Source organism: Ancalomicrobiaceae bacterium S20, assembly GCA_040269895.1.
GTDB classification, from domain to species: Bacteria; Pseudomonadota; Alphaproteobacteria; order Rhizobiales; family Ancalomicrobiaceae; genus Methyloraptor; species Methyloraptor flagellatus.
On sequence record CP158568.1, the window covers coordinates 1118125 to 1138765 of the forward strand.

General features: G+C 68.4%; 12 protein-coding genes and 1 pseudogene. 12 read left to right on the plus strand and 1 reads right to left on the minus strand.

The features are described from left to right. The first annotated feature begins 5 nt into the window (after positions 1 to 5). The 6 genes and pseudogenes from ABS361_05430 to ABS361_05455 all read left to right on the plus strand — a co-directional run bounded on the left by ABS361_05430 (position 6) and on the right by ABS361_05455 (position 10335). Positions 6 to 287 (plus strand): hypothetical protein, encoded by a 282-nt coding sequence (locus tag ABS361_05430; protein XBY45713.1) that lies wholly within the window; start codon positions 6 to 8, stop codon positions 285 to 287. After that, a pseudogene (locus tag ABS361_05435) lies at positions 284 to 3558 on the plus strand (efflux RND transporter permease subunit). The gene ABS361_05430 and the pseudogene ABS361_05435 overlap by 4 nt, the downstream one beginning before the upstream one ends. A gap of 136 nt (positions 3559 to 3694) precedes the next feature. Continuing rightward, positions 3695 to 4300 (plus strand): TetR/AcrR family transcriptional regulator, encoded by a 606-nt coding sequence (locus ABS361_05440; GenBank protein ID XBY45714.1) that lies wholly within the window; start codon positions 3695 to 3697, stop codon positions 4298 to 4300. 238 nt (positions 4301 to 4538) lie between these two features. Further along, positions 4539 to 5903 carry an efflux transporter outer membrane subunit gene (locus ABS361_05445; protein XBY46819.1) on the plus strand — a complete coding sequence of 455 codons (1365 nt, stop codon included), beginning with the start codon at positions 4539 to 4541 and terminating at the stop codon, positions 5901 to 5903. A gap of 83 nt (positions 5904 to 5986) precedes the next feature. Next, the gene (locus ABS361_05450; protein ID XBY45715.1) at positions 5987 to 7183 is read left to right on the plus strand and encodes an efflux RND transporter periplasmic adaptor subunit; all 1197 of its coding nucleotides are present in this window, start codon (positions 5987 to 5989) and stop codon (positions 7181 to 7183) included. An 11-nt stretch (positions 7184 to 7194) separates the two neighbouring features. Continuing rightward, a complete protein-coding gene (locus tag ABS361_05455; protein ID XBY45716.1) occupies positions 7195 to 10335 on the plus strand; it encodes an efflux RND transporter permease subunit in 3141 nt (1046 codons plus the stop codon). 89 nt (positions 10336 to 10424) lie between these two features. Here ABS361_05455 and ABS361_05460 read toward each other — a convergent pair whose 3' ends face one another. Continuing rightward, positions 10425 to 11132, minus strand: coding sequence for a YoaK family protein (locus ABS361_05460; GenBank protein ID XBY45717.1), 708 nt, complete (start codon positions 11130 to 11132; stop codon positions 10425 to 10427). A 516-nt stretch (positions 11133 to 11648) separates the two neighbouring features. On the opposite strand from ABS361_05460, the gene ABS361_05465 reads away from it, so the two are divergent. From ABS361_05465 to ABS361_05490, 6 genes are all read left to right on the plus strand, one after another. After that, entirely contained in the window at positions 11649 to 12476 is an 828-nt protein-coding gene (locus tag ABS361_05465) for an alpha/beta hydrolase (protein XBY45718.1), read from the plus strand. Between the two features lie 82 nt (positions 12477 to 12558). Then, positions 12559 to 14448 (plus strand): amidohydrolase, encoded by a 1890-nt coding sequence (locus tag ABS361_05470; protein ID XBY45719.1) that lies wholly within the window; start codon positions 12559 to 12561, stop codon positions 14446 to 14448. A gap of 179 nt (positions 14449 to 14627) precedes the next feature. Next, positions 14628 to 15419 carry an AraC family transcriptional regulator gene (locus ABS361_05475; protein ID XBY45720.1) on the plus strand — a complete coding sequence of 264 codons (792 nt, stop codon included), beginning with the start codon at positions 14628 to 14630 and terminating at the stop codon, positions 15417 to 15419. 504 nt (positions 15420 to 15923) lie between these two features. After that, positions 15924 to 18011 (plus strand): TonB-dependent siderophore receptor, encoded by a 2088-nt coding sequence (locus ABS361_05480; protein XBY45721.1) that lies wholly within the window; start codon positions 15924 to 15926, stop codon positions 18009 to 18011. A gap of 305 nt (positions 18012 to 18316) precedes the next feature. After that, positions 18317 to 19516 carry an alanine racemase gene (locus tag ABS361_05485; protein XBY45722.1) on the plus strand — a complete coding sequence of 400 codons (1200 nt, stop codon included), beginning with the start codon at positions 18317 to 18319 and terminating at the stop codon, positions 19514 to 19516. Positions 19517 to 19602: 86 nt separating this feature from the next. Next, positions 19603 to 20640: a cysteine synthase family protein gene (locus tag ABS361_05490; GenBank protein ID XBY45723.1), complete on the plus strand. Its 1038-nt coding sequence runs from the start codon at positions 19603 to 19605 to the stop codon at positions 20638 to 20640. The last annotated feature ends 1 nt before the right edge of the window (position 20641 follow it).

Genomic DNA, 20641 nt, shown 5'->3' on the forward strand with positions numbered 1-20641 from the left:
GGCGCGTGATCGCCGATGTCGAGGTGGCGGACCTGCCGACCGACTTCGTCGACGCGCGTGTGCTCGTGCGCCTGCCGGTCGGCACCCGTCGGGCGCTGACCGTACCGGCGACGGCGATCACGACCCGTTCGGGGCTCGATCTGGTCCGCGTCAAGACGCCGGCCGGCGAGGTCGAGCGGGCGGTCGTGCTGGGCGGCCGGGACGGGGTGCCGGGCACGGCCTCCGGGGCCGATCAGGTCGAGATCCTGAGCGGGCTCGATGCCGGGGAAGAGGTGGTGACGCCATGAAGCTCGGGCTCGCCGGAGGGCTGACGCGGCGCTTCATCGGCTCCGCGCTGACACCGCTGTTCCTGGTCGCCGCGCTCGCGGTCGGCGCCGTCGCGCTGATCACGCTGCCGCGCGAGGAGGAGCCGCAGATCTCGGTGCCGATGGTCGATATCGCCGTCGGCGCACCCGGTCTCAAGGCCGAAGACGCGGCCAAGCTGATCACCGAGCCGCTGGAGACGATCGTCACCGCGATTCCCGGCGTCGATCATGTCTATTCGACCACCTGGGACGACCGGGTGCTGGTCACCGCGCGGTTTCTGGTCGGTACGCCGGCCGACGCGGCGGTGCTGCGCGTGCACGACCGCATCCGCGCCAATCTCGATCGCATCCCCGTGGGCATTCGGGAGCCGACCGTCACCGGTCGCGGCATTGACGATGTCGCGATCGTGGCGCTCACGCTGACGCCGACGCCGGGCGAGACCGGCGTCACGCCGGCCGATCTGACGCGGGTCGCGCGAGAGCTGCGCTCGGAGATCGCCAAGGTGCCGGATGTCGGCCTGACCTATCTGGTCGGCGAGACGCCGGAGGCGATCCGCGTCGCGCCCGATCCGGAGAAGCTCGCGCTCTATGGCGTCACGCTGCAGCAGCTCTCCGCCAAGGTCGCCAGCGCCAACCGGGCATTCCCGGCCGGCACCGTTCGGCGCGACGGCGGCATGGCGGATCTGGTCGCCGGCGAGACGCTGCGCGATCCGGCCGAGATCGGCAATCTGGTCGTCACCACGCGCGACGGCCGGCCGGTCTACGTTCGCGATGTCGCAACCGTCGGGCTCGCGACCGACACCGCCGATCCGTTGGTCGGCGTGGTCGTGCGCGGCAAGGATGGTGGCTTCGAGCGCCGGCCGGCGGTGACGCTGGCGATCGCCAAGCGTGCCGGCGCCAATGCCGTCACCGTGTCGCACGATGTGCTGGCGCGCGTCGACATGCTGCGCGGCCGGGTGATCCCGTCGTCGATCGCGGTCGAGACGACGCGCAACTACGGCCACACCGCCGACGAGAAGGCCAACGAGCTTCTGTTTCATCTGGCGCTCGCGACCGTTTCGATCGTCGGCCTCGTGCTGATCGCGATCGGCTGGCGCGAGGCGCTGGTGGTGGCGATCGTGATCCCGGTCACGATCCTGTTGACGCTCTTCGCCGCCAAGGCGATGGGCTACACGCTGAATCGCGTGTCGCTGTTCGCGCTGATCTTCTCGATCGGCATCCTGGTCGACGACGCGATCGTGGTGATCGAGAACATCGCCCGGCACTGGGGCATGGCGGACGGCCGCTCGCGCATGGATGCGGCGGTCGATGCGGTCGCGGAGGTCGGCAACCCGACCATCGTCGCGACGCTGACGGTGGTCGCGGCGCTGCTGCCGATGCTGTTCGTGTCCGGCATGATGGGGCCCTACATGAGCCCGATCCCGGCCAATGCCTCGGCGGCGATGATCTTTTCGTTCTTCGTCGCGGTGATCGTGACGCCCTGGCTGATGATGAAGATCGCCGGCCGGGCCACGCTCTCCCACGGCGGGGCAGGCGAGGGCGGGCCTGGCGAAAGCCATGGTGGCCACGACCAGATTGGCCGCGGCCACGATGGTGTCGGCGCGGGAGGGCGGCTCGGGCGGCTCTACGCGGCGGTCGCTCGGCCCGTCCTCGCCTCCAAACGCGCGTCCTGGGTGTTCCTGCTCCTCGTCGGGGCGGCGACGCTCGGGTCGCTGGCGCTGTTCTACACCAAGGATGTCACCGTCAAGCTCTTGCCGTTCGACAACAAGCCGGAGTTGACCGTCATGGTCGACCTGCCCGAGGGGCGTCGGTCGAGGCGACCGACGCGGTCGTGCAGGCGGTCGCGCGGACCGCGCTGGCGCTGCCGGAGGCGATCTCGGCGGAGACGCATGCGGCGACCGCTGCGCCGTTCGACTTCAACGGTCTGGTGCGCCATTCCTTCCTGCGCGCGAGCCCGGAACTCGGCGATGTCCATCTGATCCTTGCGCCGAAGGACGAGCGCAAGCGTTCGAGCCATGCGATCGCGCTCGACCTGCGCGAGCGGCTCAAGGCGGTCGCGGTGCCGGACGGCACGGTGCTGAAGGTCGTCGAGCTGCCGCCTGGGCCGCCGGTCCTGGCGACGCTGCTCGCCGAGATCTACGGGCCGGATCCGGAGGCGCGGCGCAGGACCGCCGAGAAGGTCGAGGCGGCGTTCCGTTCGGTGCCGTTCGTGGTCGATGTCGACAATTCCTACGGCCGGCCGACGAACCGGCTGCGCACGACCGTGTCGACCGATGCGCTGGAGTTCTTCCGGGTCGAGGAACAGGACGTCTTCGACACGCTGGCGATCCTCGGCAACGGTTCGACCGTCGGCTATTCGCATCGCGGCGGCGGCCGCATGCCGATCCCGATCCGGCTCGAGCGGCCGAAGAGCGACCGGGTGCTCGACGAGCGCTATCTGTCGACGCCGATCCCGGCCAACGTGCTGCCCGGCGACCGCGGCGTGGTCGAGCTCGGCGACGTGGTCAAGGTTTCAAGCGAGAAGGCCTCGTTCCCGATCTTCCGGCACAACGGCCGCGCGGCCGAAATGGTGACGGCGGAACTCGCCGGGGCCTTCGAGGCGCCGCTCTATGGCATGCTGGCGGTGCAGGCCGCGCTCGACGCGCAGGACTGGACCGGGCTCGTCAAGCCGACCATCGCGCTGCACGGCCAGCCGGCCGACGAGAGCCGGCCGACGCTGCTCTGGGATGGCGAATGGGAGGTCACCTGGGTGACCTTCCGCGACATGGGCGCGGCCTTCGGCGTCGCCATGCTCGGGATCTACATCCTGGTCGTCGCGCAGTTCGGCTCGTTCAAGCTGCCGCTGGTGGTGCTGACGCCGATCCCGCTGACCTTCATCGGCATTCTCGGCGGGCACTTCCTGTTTGGGGCGCCGTTCACCGCGACCTCGATGATCGGCTTCATCGCGCTCGCCGGCATCATCGTGCGGAACTCGATCCTGCTCGTCGACTTCGTCCGGCATGCGCCGCGCGTGGTCGACGACGGGGCGGGGGCTAAGCGGCCGCGCGACCCGGTCGAGATCCTGATCGAGGCCGGCGCGATCCGGTTCAAGCCGATCCTGCTCACCGCACTCGCGGCGATGATCGGCGCGATCGTGATCCTGTCGGACCCGATCTTCCAGGGGCTCGCCGTCTCGCTCCTGTTCGGGCTCGCGTCCTCGACCGCGCTGACCGTGCTGGTGATCCCGGCGATCTATCGGGTGCTCCGGACCTGAGGCACGGGACCGGATCGCGCACAGGCCCATGCGGCGGCTCGGATCGGGCCGCCGCATTTTATGTGGAATGCCCGATGAAAGGTTCGATCGATAGTGATAGTTTGTCGGAATGTTTCATTAGAAACAGTGGATACCGATGAGCCGCCGTCCCCGCCACACCACCGCCGAGACCCGCCAAGCGATTTTCGACGCAGCCTCCGGACTGTTCGACACCGTCGGCTATTCCAACACGTCCATGGCGGATATCGCGGCCCAGGCCGGCATGTCCTCGGCCAATGTCTACAAGCATTTCCCCAACAAGGCGGCGATCATCCATTTCATCGCCGAGCACCATTTTCAGGAGATCGAGCGCGATCTCGGGCCGCTCGACCTGGCGCGGCCGGTCGAGGAGCAGATCCTGGCGGATGTGCTGCACCTGGCCCGACGCCTGAGCCTCGACGGAACTCCACAGATTCTCGACGTTCTCGCCTCAACCGTGTTCGATGAACCGCCGGTCTTGCGGAGCTTCCGGGGCCGTCTCGCGGCGCGGTTCGCCGCCGTTTTTGCGGCCGGCGTGGCGCGTGGCGAACTGGCACCGGGCGATCCCGTCGCCTCGGGCCAAACGGTGGTCGAAGCGCTCATGGCGTTCACCGATCCGCTGTTGCTCGTGCGTCGGCTGACCACCGAGCCGGGCTTCGACGCCGAGGGGTTGGCGCGGCGGCTGGTCAAGCTGCTGGTGGCAGGTCTCAAACATTTGCCTTGATAAGTGACGATTTACGTGATTTGTCACTTATAGAGGCGGGCGTTGTGGGGCGCGTCCGCACGACCGGTCATACGGAACGGACGCTCATGTCTCTGTCTTTGCCTTCCAGCGCGGCCTCGGTCGCCGCGCTCCTGCTCGCCACCGCGCTCGCCGGCTGCGCGGTCGGACCCGATTTCGAAACGCCGAAGGCCGATCCGGCGGCCGGCTATCTGCCGGGCGCATCCGCCGTTGCGGGGCTATCGCGCCGGTCGGCGGCGCGCGGCTCGTCTACGGGGCCGATATCCCCGGCCGTTGGTGGGAGCTGTTCCGCAACCGGCCGCTCAACGACCTGATCAAGGTCGCGATCGCCAACAATCCGGACCTCGAGGCGGCGCGCGCGGCCTTGCGCAAGGCCAACGAGGCGGCCGCGAGCGATCAGGCCAGCCTGTTCCCGACCGTCTCGGCCTCGGGCACGGCGACGCGAGCCGACAACACCGGCGCGCTCGCCACCAATGTCGGGCCCTACACGCTCTACACCGGCCAGATCGGCGCCTCCTGGGACGTCGATCTCTGGGGGGCTAAGCGCCGCACCGCCGAGGCGTCGCGCGCGGCGGCGGAAGCGCAGGCCTTCACGGCCGAGGCGACCTATCTGACACTGACCACCGATCTCACCAATGCGGTGATCACCGAGGCTTCGACGCGCGCGCAGATTGCAGCGACCGAGGACATCATCAAGGCGCTCGAGGAGTTGCTCGGGGTGCTCGACACCAAGGCCAATGTCGGCTCGGCGTCGCGGGCGAGCGTGCTGCAGCAGCGCGCGACGCTCGCGCAGGCGAGGGCGACGCTGCCGGGGCTCAAGAAGACGCTGGCGCAGACGCGCAACCGGATCGCGGCCTATGCGGGCGAATTCCCGAGCAGCTATCGCGGCGGGGCCTTCACGCTCGGCAGTCTGACCTTGCCGCACAAGCTGCCGCTGACCTTGCCGGCCGAGTTGATCCGGCAGCGGCCGGACATCCGTGCCGCCGAGGCGCAGCTCCATCAGGCGAGCGCGCTGGTCGGCGTGGCGATCGCCGCGCGGCTGCCGTCCCTGTCCTTGTCGGCGGCGCTACCGACCTCGACGACCGACATCGCCAAGCTGCTCAATTCCAGCGCGACCGGCTGGAGCCTCGCGGCGAGCGCGTCGCAGACGCTGTTCGACGCCGGCAAGCTCCAGCACCAGCAGAAGCAATACGAGGCGGCGCTCGATCAGGCGCTGGCCAATTATCGGTCGGTGGTGATCGCGGCCTATCGCGACGTCGCCAATGCGCTCAGGGCGATCCAGCATGATGCCGAGGCGGTCGCGGCCTATCGGGCGGCGGAAGACGCGGCGCGCGAGAGCCTGGAACTGTCGCGCACGCAGTTCAAGGCCGGTACCGGGTCCTACACCGACGTGCTGAATGCCCAGCAGACCTATCAGAACGCCCGCATCAGCAGCGTCCAGGCGCAGGCCCAGCGCTACACCGATGCGGTCACGCTGTTTTCCGTGCTCGGCGGCGGCTGGTGGAACCGGCCGGACAATCTCGCCCGGCTCGCCAATGTCACCACACCGGAGGGCGGCGCCGCTTCGGCGCCGGCGACGCCATGAGCCCTGAGCCCGAAAGCGAAAATGCCATGTGCGGCAAAACCTTGCGCGACAAAGTTAAGAGCGGTCCATCCATGCGCCCTTTCATGACCCGTCCGATCTTCGGCCTCGCGGTCGCCGCCGTCGCGGCGAGCCTCGCCTCCTGTGGCGACCAGTCGGGTGGCGGCAAGCCGCCGGCGGGCGGGCCGCCGGGCATGGGGGCGGCGCAGACGCCGAAGGTCGGCGTCGTGACGCTGCATCCGCAATCGGTTCCGCTGGTCACCTCGCTCGCCGGCCGCACCGTCGCCTTTGCGACGGCGGAGATCCGGCCGCAGGTGGGCGGCATCCTCAAGCAACGCGTGTTCAAGGAGGGATCGCAGGTCAAGGCCGGCGATCTGCTCTACGAGATCGATCCGCGGCCCTATGCGGCGAGCCTCGCCTCGGCGCAGGCGGCGCTGTCCCGCGCCAAGGCGGCGGTGCCGAGCGCGCAGGCCAAGGTGACGCGCTATGAGGAGCTCGCCAAGGTCAAGGGCGTCAGCCAGCAGGATCTGGACGACGCGCGCAGCACGCTGCTGCAGGCCAATGCCGACGTCGAGTCCGCCGCCGCCAATGTCGAGACCGCCCAGATCAATCTCGACTACACGCGCATCACCAGCCCGATCTCCGGCCTGATCGGCCGCTCGTCGGTCACGCAGGGTGCGCTCGTCACCGCGAGCCAGACGACGGCGCTCGCAACCGTGCGGCAGATCGATCCGATGTTCGTCGACCTCACGGAATCGAGCGCCAATCTGCTCCGGCTGCGCAAGATCCTCGGCCCCGAGATCGCACGGCGTCCCGACAAGCCGCCGGCGGTCAGGCTGACGCTCGAGGACGGCTCGGCTTTCGCGCCCGCCGGCGTGGTGGAGTCCCTCGAGGCGAGCGTCAGCGAGACCACCGGCTCGTTCACGATCCGCGCGCGCTTTCCCAATCCCGACCACATCCTGATGCCTGGCATGTATGTCCGCGCCGAGATCGAGGTCGGCACCGACGAGAACGTGTTCCTCGTGCCGCAGCGGGCCGTGTCTCGCAACGCGCGCGGCGAGGCGACGGCGCTGTTCGTCGGCGCGGACGGCAAGGCCGAGGCGCGCATTCTCGACACCAGCCAGTCGCACGGGTCGGCCTGGCTGGTCCGCGCCGGGATCAAGGACGGTGATCGGCTGATCGTCGACGGTCTCCAGAACGCCCATGCCGGCGCGCCGGTCGAGCCGATCGAGGTCGTCGTCGACGCGGCCGGTCTGGTCCAGCCGAAGCCGGCGGCGAATTGAGGGGATCGACCATGTCGCACTTCTTCATCGAACGGCCGATCTTCGCCTGGGTGATCGCGATATCGATCATGCTCGGCGGCGTCCTCGGGCTCTACACCCTGCCGATCTCGCAATACCCCGAGATCGCGCCGCCGACGGTCCGCATCACCGCGACCTATCCGGGCGCAAGTGCCGAGACGGTCGAGAACTCGGTCACCAAGGTGATCGAGCAGAATATGACCGGGCTCGACAATCTCGACTACATGTCGGCGTCGAGCACCTCGTCGGGTCAGGCGACCATCACGCTGACCTTCAACAACAAGGCCAATCCGGACATCGCCCAGGTGCAGGTGCAGAACAAGCTGCAGCTCGTCACCGCGCTCCTGCCGACCGCGGTCACGGCGCAGGGTGTCACCGTCACCAAGGGCTCCGACAGCATCTTCATGGTCGTGTCGCTGGTGTCGACCGACGGATCGCTGAGTTCGGTCGATCTCGGCGACTACATCTCGAGCAACATCGAGGATCCGATCCGCCGCGTGTCCGGGGTCGGCTCGCTGGAAGTGTTCGGGTCGGCCTATGCCATGCGCATCTGGCTCGATCCCGACCGGTTGCGGCAGTACCAGCTGACGCCCGATGACGTCACGGCCGCGATCCGGGCGCAGAACACGCAGGTGTCGGCCGGCCAGCTCGGCGACCTGCCGCACCCGACCGGCCAGCAGCTCAACGTCACGATCACCGCGCAGAGCCAGCTCTCGACGCCCGAGCAGTTCCGCCAGATCATCCTGAAGACCGACACGACCGGCGCGATCGTCCGCATCTCGGACGTCGCGCGCGTCGAGATCGGCGCGAAGAGCTACAGCTTCTCGTCGACCTACAACGGCAAGCCGGCCGCGGGCTTCGGCGTCAATCTCTCCACCGGCGCCAATGCGATCGACACCGCCAAGGGTCTGCGCAAGGCGATGGACGATCTCAAGAAGACGCTGCCGCCCAATGTCGAGGTGGTGATTCCCTACGACACGACACCCTTCGTCGAACTGTCGATCCAGAAGGTCGAGCACACGCTGTTCGAGGCGATCGGGCTCGTGTTCGTGGTCATGCTCTTGTTCCTGCAGAACCTGCGCGCGACCTTCGTGCCGATGGTGGCGGTGCCGGTCGTGCTGCTCGGCACCTTCGGCGTGCTGGCGTTGTTCGGCTATTCGATCAACACCTTGACCATGTTCGCCATGGTGCTGGCGATCGGCCTGCTCGTCGACGACGCGATCGTCGTGGTCGAAAACGTCGAGCGCGTCATGGCGGAAGAGGGGCTCGGGCCCCGCGAGGCGACCGAGAAGTCGATGAAGGAGATCACCGGCGCGCTGATCGGCATCGCGCTGGTGCTGTCGGCGGTGTTCGTGCCGATGGCGTTCTTTGGCGGTTCGGTCGGCATCATCTACCGGCAGTTCTCGGTGACCATCGTCACCGCGATGCTGCTGTCGGTCGTGGTGGCGCTCGTCCTGACGCCGGCGCTCTGCGCGACGCTGCTGAAGCCCGGTCACGGCGAGAAGCGCACCGGCTTCTTCGGCCTGTTCAACCGCGGCTTCGGCGCGCTGACCGGTGGCTATGTCGGCAGCGTCGCCGGCATCCTGAAGCGCCCGATCCGGCTCATGCTGATCTACGTCCTGATCCTCGGCGGTGCCGCGTTCCTGTTCAAGGCGATCCCGAGCTCGTTCGTGCCGGACGAGGACCAGGGCATGCTGATGGTCTCGATCGAGCTGCCGAGCGGGGCGACCGAAACACGCACGGCCGCGGTCGTCGACAAGGTCGTCCAGCACTTCCTGGTCGACGAGAAGGATGCGGTCGATGGGGTGTTCGCGGCCATGGGCTTCAGCTTCGGCGGCAGTGGCCAGAACGTCGCGATGGCCTTCGTGCGGCTGAAGGACTTCGACGAGCGCAAGACCCCGGCACTCTACGCCGATGCGATCGTCGGCCGTGCCATGGGCGCGCTGTCGCAGATCCGCGACGCCCGCATCTTCACGCTGGCGCCGCCCGCGATCCCGGGTCTCGGCCAGTCGAGCGGCTTCGACATGTATTTGCAGGATGCGTCGGGCGTCGGTATCGGCGCCCTCGCCAAGGCGCGCGACACCGTGCTGATGAAGGCCAACCAGGACGGCCGGCTGATGGCCGTGCGCCAGAACGGCCAGGCCGATCAGGCGCAGTTCAAGATCGACGTGGATCAGGAACGCGCGGGCGCGCTCGGCCTCGCCGTCTCCAATGTCAACGCGATCCTCACCACGGCCTGGGCCGGAACCTACGTCAACGACTTCATCGACCGCGGCCGCGTGAAGAACGTCTATGTCCAGGCCGATGCGCCGTTCCGCATGCAGCCGGAGGACGTGTTGCGCTGGTATGCCCGCAATACCAACGGGGAGATGGTGCCGTTCTCGGCCTTCACCACCACGCGCTGGTCGTTCGGGCCGCCGCGGCTCGACCGCTTCAACGGCCTGTCGGCTATCAACATCCAGGGCAGCCCGATGCCCGGCACCAGCTCCGGCGCCGCGATGGACGCGATGGAGCAACTGGTCGCGGCCGCCGGGCCGGGCTTCCGGGCCGAATGGGCGGATCTGTCGTTCCAGGAGCGGCTGTCGGGCAACCAGGCGACCGCGCTCTACGTGATCTCGATCATCGTGGTGTTCCTGTGCCTGGCGGCGCTGTACGAGAGCTGGTCGATCCCGCTCTCGGTGCTCCTGTCGGTGCCGGTCGGCGTGCTCGGCGCGCTGGCGGCGGCCGTGCTGTTCAACCAGCAGAACGACGTCTACTTCAAGGTCGGCCTGCTCACGACCATGGGCCTCGCGGCCAAGAACGCGATCCTGATCGTCGAGTTCGCCAAGGATCTGCAGGCGCAGGGCCGCGAGCTGATCGACGCGACGCTGACCGCGGTCCGGCTGCGTCTGAGGCCGATCGTGATGACGTCCTTCGCCTTCATCCTCGGCGTGCTGCCGCTCGCGATCGCGACCGGTGCCGCCTCGGGGGCGCAGAACGCCATCGGCATCGGTGTGCTCGGCGGCATGCTGGCCTCCACATTGATCGGCATCTTCTTCGTGCCGCTGTTCTACGTGCTGGTCATGAAGCTCGCCGCGCGCGTCGGCGGGCGCAGGACCGGGGTGCCCATCGAGGTACCGTCGCACGTCGGGTGAGCCGGCGCGCTCCGAAGAACGAACCGCCGAGCCGTCCGAAAAGGACGCGCCTCGGCGGTTCGCTTTTTTACCGGCCCCGTGTCTGCACCTCAGACGGCGACGAGCAGCGCCACGGTCATCAGGACGACCGGCACGACCATCGCGCCGAGGCCGAGATGGGCCTGGGCGAGGGCGCCGAGCAGGCATCCGGCCAGGAAGCCCGCCACGGGCGCCGCGGCGGTCCAGAGCGTTGCGGCGAGCGACGCGGGCACGGCCGTGCCGGCCTGACTCTTGGGGGCGGGCGGCTTCGGGGCGAGATGCAGCGCGTGAGCGAGCGCCACCGCGAAGCCGGTGACATTGCCGGTCATCACGGTGAAGGGCGGGCCCATGCCCGGCTCGAGGCGGTGAGCGGCATTGAGCAGGCCCATGGCGACGACGAGCACCATCGCCGACGCCGTGTCGGCGCGCGGGCCGATGGCGAAGGCCGCGATCGTCACCAGCAGGAACAGCGCGGTCGCGGCTGCGAGCAGCCGCCGCGTGCCGGGCCGTCCGCCACCGGCACGTCCGGCGATCACCGCGGCGGCGATGACGGCGAGGACGAACAGCGGAAACGACGAGAGCTGCAGCACGGCGGTAGAGGCATGTTCGCCGCCGATATCGGCATGGGCGCCGAGGCCTCGACCAAGCGTGGCACCCAGCAGTACGAAGTTGCCGGTCACGTGCGCGACGAACAATCCGCCCATGTAGACAAAGACGGCCGTGTCGACGAATCCGGAGAGTGTCGACAGGATGAAATTCAAGAGTTTCGTGTTCTTCATGGCATAGGTCCGCTCGGTTCAGGATCTTGCTTTCCTGCTTTCTTCTTTCTTTCTGCGCGGTAGCTGTTCCTCGTTGCGGAGTTCGGCCGGAACGGGCTCGACAGCGGCCGTATTCGCCTTTGTTCTTTGAACGTCACACGATGATCGCGATTGGAGGGCGCGGGAGGTCAATCCGATCCAAGACCGCGCTATTCGTCTATGTGATTTTGCGCAGGCATAAGGTGGCGGCGAGATAAGAACAGGTCGTGCGGCAATTGTCGATCTAATTGAGTCATCGCAAATAAAGTAATGGCAGGTGACTCTGTGGAGATGGCATGTTGCCGTAATCTACCCTTGGGGAATGTAAGATCGCCTCGGCGTCGAGTGGGCGATCTTCTTTAGGGTTTGTTCTCGAGCGTGCGCGGTGGGTGCCTGCTCTTTTCTTCTTTTTCTCCGTCAGTCCGTGGCCATCCCGGCCGGGGGCTGAGATGAGCCCTCAACGATTGTGGCCCGAATGGCGGCCAGGGAGTTCCAACCATGACCAACGATACGATCACGACCCGCGGCGGCGTCCGGATCTTCTACAAGGACTGGGGGCAGGGGCGCCCGATCGTGTTCAGCCACGGCTGGCCGCTGACTTCGGATGCCTGGGAAGACCAGATGATGTTTCTCGGCAACCACGGCTACCGCGTGATCGCCCATGACCGTCGCGGTCACGGCCGGTCGAGCCAGCCGTGGGACGGTCACGACATGGACCACTACGCCGACGATCTGGCCGCACTCACCGAGGCGCTCGACCTCAGCGACGCGGTGCATGTCGGCCATTCGACCGGCGGCGGCGAGGTCGCGCGCTACATCGGCCGCCACGGCACGGCCCGCGTCGGCAAGGCGGTGCTGATCGGCGCGGTGACGCCGATCATGGCCAAGACCGATTGGAACCCGCAGGGCGTCGACATGGCGGTGTTCGACGGCATCCGCACCGGCGTGCAGGCGGATCGCGCGCAGTTCTTCAAGGATCTGACGGTGCCCTTCTATGGCGCGAACCGGCCGGGTGCCGCGGTTTCCGAAGGCGTTCGGGAGACGTTCTGGCTGCAGGGCATGCTCGGCGGTCTGAAGGCCCAGTACGACTGCATCACGGCCTTCTCGGAAACCGATTTCCGCGAGGACCTCAAGAAGATCACCGTGCCGCTCCTGGTCCTGCACGGCGACGACGACCAGGTCGTGCCGATCGACACGACCGCGCGCCGGGTTGCGGAGTTCGCGCCGAACGCGACGCTGCAGGTTGTGCCGGGCGCGAGCCATGGCCTCTGCACGGTCAACAAGGACGTCGTCAACGAGGCGCTGCTCGCCTTCATCCGCGCCTGAGTGACCATTTGTTCCGGTGGCCCGGCCCTGCGCCGGGCCACCGGCGTCTCCGGTCGGCCGGAGCCGTTCCGGGAGCCCACCAATGACCGATCCCCGCCATCCGGATCTGATCATCCATCGCGGTCTGATCACCACGCTCGACCGCACCAATCCGGTCGCCGAGGCGGTGGCGATCCGCGATGGCCGCTTCGTCTCGGTCGGCCGCGACCACGAGGTCATGCCGCTCGCCGGTCCCGCGACGACGATCGTCGATGCTGGCGGCCGACGCATCCTGCCGGGGCTGATCGACAATCATCTGCACATCATCCGCGGCGGCCTCAACTTCAACCTCGAACTGCGCTGGGACGGCGTGGCGTCGCTCGCCGATGCCATGGACATGCTGAGGCGGCAGGTCGCGATCACGCCGCCGCCGCAGTGGGTGCGCGTGGTCGGCGGCTTCACCGCGCACCAGTTCGCCGAGAAGCGCCTGCCGACACTCGACGAGATCAACGCGATCGCGCCCGATACGCCGGTGTTCCTGCTGCATCTCTACGATCGTGCGCTCCTGAACGGCGCGGCGCTCCGGGCGGTGGGCTACACGCGCGACACGCCGGAGCCGCCCGGCGGCGAGATCGTGCGCGATGCGGCCGGCCATCCGACCGGCCTGCTCATCGCCAAGCCGAACGCGGCCATCCTCTATGCGACGCTCGCCAAGGGGCCGAAGCTGCCGCTCGACTACCAGATCAACTCGACGCGCCATTTCATGCGCGAGCTGAACCGGCTCGGCGTCACCGGCGCGATCGATGCCGGCGGCGGCTTCCAGAACTATCCGGACGACTATGAGGTCGTCGCCAAGCTCGCCGAGGCCGGCCAGCTGACGATCCGGCTCGCCTACAATCTGTTCACGCAGAAGCCGAAAGCTGAGAAGGACGACTTCCTGAATTGGACGAAGACGTCCAAGTACAAGCAGGGCGACGACTATTTCCGCCACAACGGCGCCGGCGAGATGCTGGTGTTCTCCGCCGCCGACTTCGAGGATTTCCGGCAGCCGAGGCCGGACATGCCGCCCGAAATGGAGGGCGACCTCGAGGCCGTCGTGCGGATCCTCGCCGAGAACCGCTGGCCCTGGCGCATGCACGCGACCTACGACGAGACGATCTCGCGCGCCCTCGACGTGTTCGAACGGGTCGCGCAGGACGTGCCGCTCGATGGGATCAACTGGTTCTTCGACCATGCCGAGACGATCTCGGAACGGTCGATCGACCGGGTCGCGGCGCTCGGCGGCGGCGTCGCCGTGCAGCACCGTATGGCCTACCAGGGCGAATTTTTCATCGAGCGCTACGGCTTCGGCGCGGCCGAGGCGACGCCGCCGGTCGCGCGCATGCTGGAGATGGGTGCGCGCACCTCGCTCGGTACCGATGCGACACGCGTCGCCTCCTATAACCCCTGGGTCGCGCTCGCCTGGCTGGTCACCGGCCGCACCGTCGGCGGCACGCGCCTCACGCCGCAGCGCAATTGCCTCGATCGTGAGACGGCGCTCAGGATGATCACCGAGAAGGTGACCTGGTTCTCCGACGAGGAGGGCAAGAAGGGCCGGATCGAGGCGGGCATGCTGGCCGACCTGATCGTGCTGGAGCGCGACTACTTCGCCTGCCGCGACGAGGAGATCGCGGACATCACCGCCGCGATGACCGTGGTCGGCGGCAAGGTGGTCTGGGGCGCGGGTGATTTCGCCCGCTTCGACCGGTGCGAACCGCCGCCGGCGATGCCGGACTGGTCGCCGGTCCGGACGTTCAAGGGCTATGCGGCCTGGGGCGAGCGGGAGCGCGGCGAGGGGCAGGCGACGGCGCAGCGCCTCTCGGCCGCCTGCGGCTGCGCGTCGCGCTGCAATGTCCACGGCCATGCCCACGCGAGCGCCTGGGGCAGCCGCGTCCCGGCCGGCGATCTCGCCTCGTTCTGGGGCGCGCTCGGCTGCGCCTGCTGGGCGGTTTGAGGCGCGGTCCCGGAATTGCGCGCCGGAGCGAGCATCGTGCGAGTTCGACGGGCGAAGCGACGTAGCGGTACGATCGACGGTCGGCGCCGATCGGCGTAAGCACTGTCAGGCTCCAGGCGGCGAGCAGCGGCGAAGAGGGGACATCGCCTATGCCCACAAGCGGATCGACGGCGCCGAAGATGGTCGAGAAGACCGAGCCGCAGGCGTCGTTCGTGCGGTTCGAACTGCCGCCGGGCGGGCGGGTCGAGCTCAATCGGATCTTTCACGAGACGGTCGTGGTGATCGCCTTCGTCGGGTCGGTCTGGCACAGCCGGCAGGGCGGGCGCGACTATCTGGAAGTGCCGGGCTCGGTCGTGCTGCGCGATGCGGGCGAGGTGTTCGACACCCGCACGCTCGAGGTCGATCCGGTCCATGGCTCGCTCTGCCGCGAGATCCATCTGGCGCCGAAGCAGATTTCCGATCTGCTCGGCGAGGTCGGCCTGTCGATCGATTTCGGCCAGGCCGTGCTCGGCAATCGGCTGCTCTACGAGCAGGTGGTGGCGACCCACAGCGCCCACGAGACCGATGGCTGCGCGCTGCTGCGCTCCTCCGCGCTCGCCTCGATGGTGCTCTCGCTCGCCGAGGCGACGGCCGGGCGGGTGGCGAACCTGCCGGGTGACCGCCGCCATGCGATCGTCGTCGACTACCTGCGCGAGAACTACGACCGTGCGGTCACACTCCAGGAGCTGGCGGACGTGGCCAGGGCCAATCCCTTCGTGCTGCTGCGCCAGTTCAAGCGCGACTATGGCGTGACCCCGCACGAGTATCTGCGCGTCCACCGCGTCAATCGGGCGCGGGAGTTCATCCGCCGCGGCTTCCGGCTCGCCGAGGTCGCCGCGCTTTGCGGCTTCGCCGACCAGAGCCACCTCAATCGCCAGTTCAAGCGCACCGTCGGCGTCACGCCCGGCAAGCTGATCGTCTCTGGCGCATAGCGCGCGGGATTCGCGCCGAGAGGCGATCTCCCCATCCTACAGTTCCGAAGCCGAACGGCCTCGGGGCGCGGTCCCCTTGCGGCGTCCGGCCGTCGAGTCCCGTCGGTTCCTCCCGGATCGGACCCGGCGCTGCGTCGGCGGACCAGCGCACCGGCCTTTGCGCGCGGACGACACACGCGTCCTGTGCGCGGGGCTTCGCGTGTTATGCGAAGCAATACGCTGCGGTATTCATGTTATTTCGCAGTCAAGACTTATAATAATTACAATCAAAAAGCGCATATCAGTTCTTATTCTCGTTGACTCTGAGTATATATCCGCTAAGCATGCATCGAAGAGTGCCGAAATAGACAGCTATTCGGCGGTTAAATAGTCGTGTTCTTGTGTGGTTGGGCGGGAAGATATGTCAGTCGATCGTCGTATTCGTTCCGGGGGCGTGGCCAGCATTGTCACGGGGCCATCCCGCCTCGTCCTGATGCAGACGACGACGGCGCTCGTCACGGCCCTGTGCGTGGTCGCAGGCGCGCGGGCTGTCCGCGCCGAGGAGACGGTGGCGCTGCCCGAGATCGTGATCGAGGGCGCGGGGCGGGCTCGAACCGGCTGCCGGAGTTCGCCGGCGGCCAGGTCGCGCGCGGCGGCGCGCTCGGCCTGCTCGGGGCGAAGGACACGTTCCGGGCGCCGTTCTCGCAGACGAGCTACACCTCCGAAACGATCCGGAACCTGCAGGCCGCGACGGTCGGCGATGCGCTGGTGCTCGATCCATCGGTGCGCCTGCAGACGCCGCCGGGCGGCATCCTCGATTCCTTCTACATCCGTGGTCTGCCGATCGGGGAGGGCACGTCCGGCGAGGTCGCCTTCGACGGCGTCTATGGCGTGGCGCCGGGCTTCCGCGTGTTCACCGACTACGTTGACCGGATCGAGGTGTTCAAGGGCCCCTCGGCGATGCTCGGCGGCATGTCGCCGAACGGCGGCGTCGGCGGCGTGGTCAACGTGGTGCCGAAGCGCGCCGAGGCCGATCTCACCCGCGTCGGCTTCGGCTACGCGACCGACGCGCAGTTCGGCACCCATTTCGATGTCGCGCGCCGCTACGGCGACAACCGCGAATTCGGCATTCGCGCCAACGGCTCGTTCACGGGCGGCAAGACCGCGCTCGCCCACCAGAGCGACAAGGCGCTGGTCGGCTCGCTGGCGCTCGACTATCAGGGCGAGCGCTTCCGGATCTGGTCCTATCTCTACGGCCAGAACGAGCGGCTCGACGCGCCGACGCGGCCCTTCGCGATCGCCAAGGGCATCGCCGTGCCGCGGGCGCCGAACGGCGCGAACAATCCGACGCAACCGTGGGAATGGTCGAACGCCTTCGATACCGGCGCGCTGGTCAAGACCGAAGTCGACCTGTCGGACCAGGTGACGGCATTCGCCAATATCGGCGGCGCGCATGGCGAGGTCGAGCGCTTCTTCGGTCTGCCGACGATCGTCAATGCCCGCGGCGATACGACCACGACGCCGCAATACTACGATCTGCGCGTCGATCGCTTCACGGCCGAGGGCGGGCTCCGCGCCAAGTTCGATACCGGCTTCGTCAGCCATGCCGCTTCGGTGCAGGTCATCCGCTACCGCGACGACCAGTATCGCGCGTTGCCGGCCGGCAAGGCCTACCTGTCGAACATCTACACCCCGGCGACGATCGCCGAGCAGGGCTACGTCGTGCCGTCGACCGTGCCGAAGCTCTCGGACACGACGCTGACCAGTCTCGCGGTCGTCGACACGATGTCGGTGCTCGACGAGCGGATCGCGCTGACGCTCGGCGTCCGGCAGCAGCGGGTCGAGTCGCACAACTTCTCGACCACGACCGGCGCCGTCACCGCCGCCTATGACCGCAGCGCCGCGACGCCGATGGCGGGTCTCGTCGTCCGGCCGCTCGATTTCGTGTCGTTCTACGGCAACTACATCGAAGGCCTCAGCAAGGGCGACGTCGCGCCGACCACGGCGCGCAACGCCGGCGAGGTGTTCGCGCCCTATCGCTCCAAGCAGGTCGAGGCGGGCGTGAAGTTCGATCTCGGCCGGATCGGCCTGACCTTCGGCGCCTTCCAGATCACCAAGCCGAGCGGCGAGCTCAACGGCGGCGTCTACAGCGTCGGCGGCGAGCAGCGGATCCGCGGCTTCGAGGTCGAGACCTTCGGGGCGATCACGCCGGACCTGCGCGCCGTCGGCGGCTTCACCGTGCTCGACGGCCGGATCACCAAGACCGCGACGCTCGCCAATCTCGGCAAGACGCCGATCGGCGTCGCGCCGTTCCAGGCGAGCTTCGGCGTCGAGTGGGATTGGCCGGGGCTCAAGGATCTGACGCTGTCGGGGACCGTGGTCTACACCGGCCGCCAGTATGTCGACAGCGCCAACACCCAGTCGCTGCCGGACTGGACCCGGCTCGATCTCGGCGCCCGCTACGCCACCACGATCGGCGACCGCAAGGCGACCTGGCGCGCGTCGGTCGTGAACGTCGCGGACACGAAGTACTGGGCCGGCGTCGCCTCGTTCGGCACGTTTGCTCAGGGCGTGCCGCGCACCTTCCGCGTCTCATTCGACATGGATCTCTGAAGCGACGGAGGGCGATCCCGGCCCGTCGCGGCCGGGAACCGGCCGCGCGAAGCCGGCGACGCCTTCTCGACGACAGCGAACAGATGAGGACGAGAAGCCATGGCCTCGGTTGATCTTCAGATCGCGGCGGCGCCGGTGTCGCCGACTCCGCTGCCGCCCGGCCTGCCGCCGCTGGTCGAGCCCGCGATCGAGCGCTTGATCACGCAGGACCCCGACCGGCTCCGCGACCTCGTCGCGAGGCACGGATCGCCGCTCCATCTCGTGTTCCCCACACCGTCGCGACCAATACGGCCGCGCTGCGGACGGTGCTCGAGCGGCACGGGGTCGACCATGCGATCTACTACGGTGCCAAGGCCAACAAGTCCTGCGCGTTGGTCGCCGCGGCGGTCGCGGCCGGCGCCGGGGTCGACGTCTCCAGCCTGGCCGAGTTCCGCGATGCGGTCCGCGCCGGCGCGACGCCGGACCGGATCTGCGCGACCGGGCCGGCCAAGTCGACGGCGTTCCTCCGTGCGCTCGTCGAGGCGGGGGCGTTGATCGCGGTCGACTCGCTCGAAGAGCTCGACGACATCGCGGCGCTCGCGCCCGCCGGGGCAGGGGAGCGCGCGATCCGCATCCTGCTTCGCTACCGGCCGACTTCGGCCGAACGGTCGCGCTTCGGCATGGAGCGCGGCGCGCTCGCCGTCGCGCTGGAGCGGGTCGCGGCCTGCGACTCGGTGTTCCGGCTCGAGGGCTTCCATTTCCATCTCGGCGGCTACGACCCCGAGACGCGGGTGGTCGCCCTGCGCGAGCTCGTGCCGCTGATCGAGATCGCGCGGATGCGCGGCCTCGATCCGCGCACCATCGACATCGGCGGCGGCCTGCCGGTCCGCTATGTCGAGCCCGAGCTCTACGAGGCCCATCTCACCGCGCAGGGGCCCTGGCACTACCGGACCGGCCGCGTACCGCGCTCGTTCTACCCGTACGGCGGCCGCATCTCGGCGGCCGACTGGCTCGAGCGCTTCCTGTCGGCGACGCCGATGGTCGGCACCACGGTCGCGGCCTTTCTGCGCTCGCGTGGGCTGACGCTCGCGCTCGAACCGGGCCGCAGCCTCGTCGACCAATCGGCGATCAGCCTGTTCCGGATCACGCGGGTGAAGGCGCTCGGTGGCGACGAGCGGGTGATCTTCGTCGAGGGATCGAGCTTCAGCGCCTGCGAGACCTGGTTCGCATCGGAGTTTCTGGTCGATCCGATCTTGGTGCCCGGCGCAGCGTCCGGCGTGGATGAGGCCGCGCGGCCGGTCCGCGCCTTCGTCGCCGGTCACAGCTGCCTCGACGAGGATGTCCTCACCCACCGGCTGATCCGCTTCGACCGCGAGCCGCGCGCCGGCGACCTCATGATCTGGGCCAATACCGCCGGTTACCAGATGGACCTGCTCGAGAACGAGTTCCATCGCCATCCCGCGCCCGCGCGGCTGACCGCGACGGTCGGCGCCGACGGCGCCTTCCACTTCGCAAGCGACATCTAGCGTGTCGATCGCGGCGGGCCGTCGCGCCCGCTACGCCGCCCCTGCGCCACTTCGAGCACCGCCCCATCGATCTCGTGGAGACGATCATGATCCTCGACCGCGTCACCGATCTCATCGGCAACACCCCGATCCTGCGTCTGCCCGTCGGCAACGCCGCGCTGCTTCTCAAGATGGAGAAGAACAATCCGGGTGGCAGCACCAAGGATCGCATGGCCCACAACATGGTGCTGGCCGCGATCAAGTCCGGACGGCTGAAGCCGGGCGGGGTGATCGTGGAATCGTCCTCCGGCAACACCGGCATCGGGCTCGCGATCACCGCGGTCGAACTGGGGCTGCGCTTCATCGCGGTCGTCGACCATCATGCCGCGCCCGACAAGATCGCCGTCATGCGCGCCCTCGGCGCCGAGATCCGCATGGTCGAGGGCAGCTATCGCGACGACGAGGTCGCGGTGGTCGAGCGGCAGCGGCTGGCGGCCGAGATCGCGGCCTCGATCCCGGGCGCGATCTTCATGAACCAGTCGGACAATGCCGCCAATGCGGGCGGCTATTCGGCGCTGGTGCGCGAGGTGATCGAAGAGACCGGCGGGGCGATCGACGCCTATGTCGGCTGCGTCGGCACCGGCGGCTCGATGACCGGCATCGGCCGCGGCCTCAAGGCGCACCGGTCGGGGACGATGATCGTCGCGGTCGAGCCGGCCGGCTCGATCGTGTTCGGCCGGCCGGGCCATCCCTACTACCAGTCCGGTACCGGCACCCCGGCCGGCGACACGGTCGGGCTGGTGCTCGACTACAGCTGCATCGATCTCGGGCTCCAGGTCACGGACGCGCAGGCGTTCGAGACGGCGCGCTATTTCGCCCGGCGTATCGGCCTGCTCGTCGGCGGCTCGACCGGCGGAGTGCTCTATACCGCGCTCAGGCTGATCCACGAGGGCACAATCGGCGGCAACGTGCTCGTCTCCGTCGCCGATGGTGGCGAGAAGTATCTCGGCACCATCTTCAACGACGACTGGATGGCGGCGCGGCGGCTCAACGATCCGACGGTCTGGATCGACCTCGACCGCTGGCTCGGCCGGGCCGCGCCCGCGATCGCCGCGTCCGATTTCCCCTACCTGTCGGCGGCCTGAG

Bases quoted from the DNA above. Each gene is read 5' to 3' on its own strand.
- ABS361_05440 (XBY45714.1), top strand. From the start codon at position 3,695: ATGAGCCGCCGTCCCCGCCACACCACCGCCGAGACCCGCCAAGCGATT.
- ABS361_05450 (XBY45715.1), top strand. From the start codon at position 5,987: ATGACCCGTCCGATCTTCGGCCTCGCGGTCGCCGCCGTCGCGGCGAGC.
- ABS361_05455 (XBY45716.1), top strand. From the start codon at position 7,195: ATGTCGCACTTCTTCATCGAACGGCCGATCTTCGCCTGGGTGATCGCG.
- ABS361_05460 (XBY45717.1), bottom strand. From the start codon at position 11,132: ATGAAGAACACGAAACTCTTGAATTTCATCCTGTCGACACTCTCCGGA.
- ABS361_05465 (XBY45718.1), top strand. From the start codon at position 11,649: ATGACCAACGATACGATCACGACCCGCGGCGGCGTCCGGATCTTCTAC.
- ABS361_05470 (XBY45719.1), top strand. From the start codon at position 12,559: ATGACCGATCCCCGCCATCCGGATCTGATCATCCATCGCGGTCTGATC.
- ABS361_05475 (XBY45720.1), top strand. From the start codon at position 14,628: ATGGTCGAGAAGACCGAGCCGCAGGCGTCGTTCGTGCGGTTCGAACTG.
- ABS361_05490 (XBY45723.1), top strand. From the start codon at position 19,603: ATGATCCTCGACCGCGTCACCGATCTCATCGGCAACACCCCGATCCTG.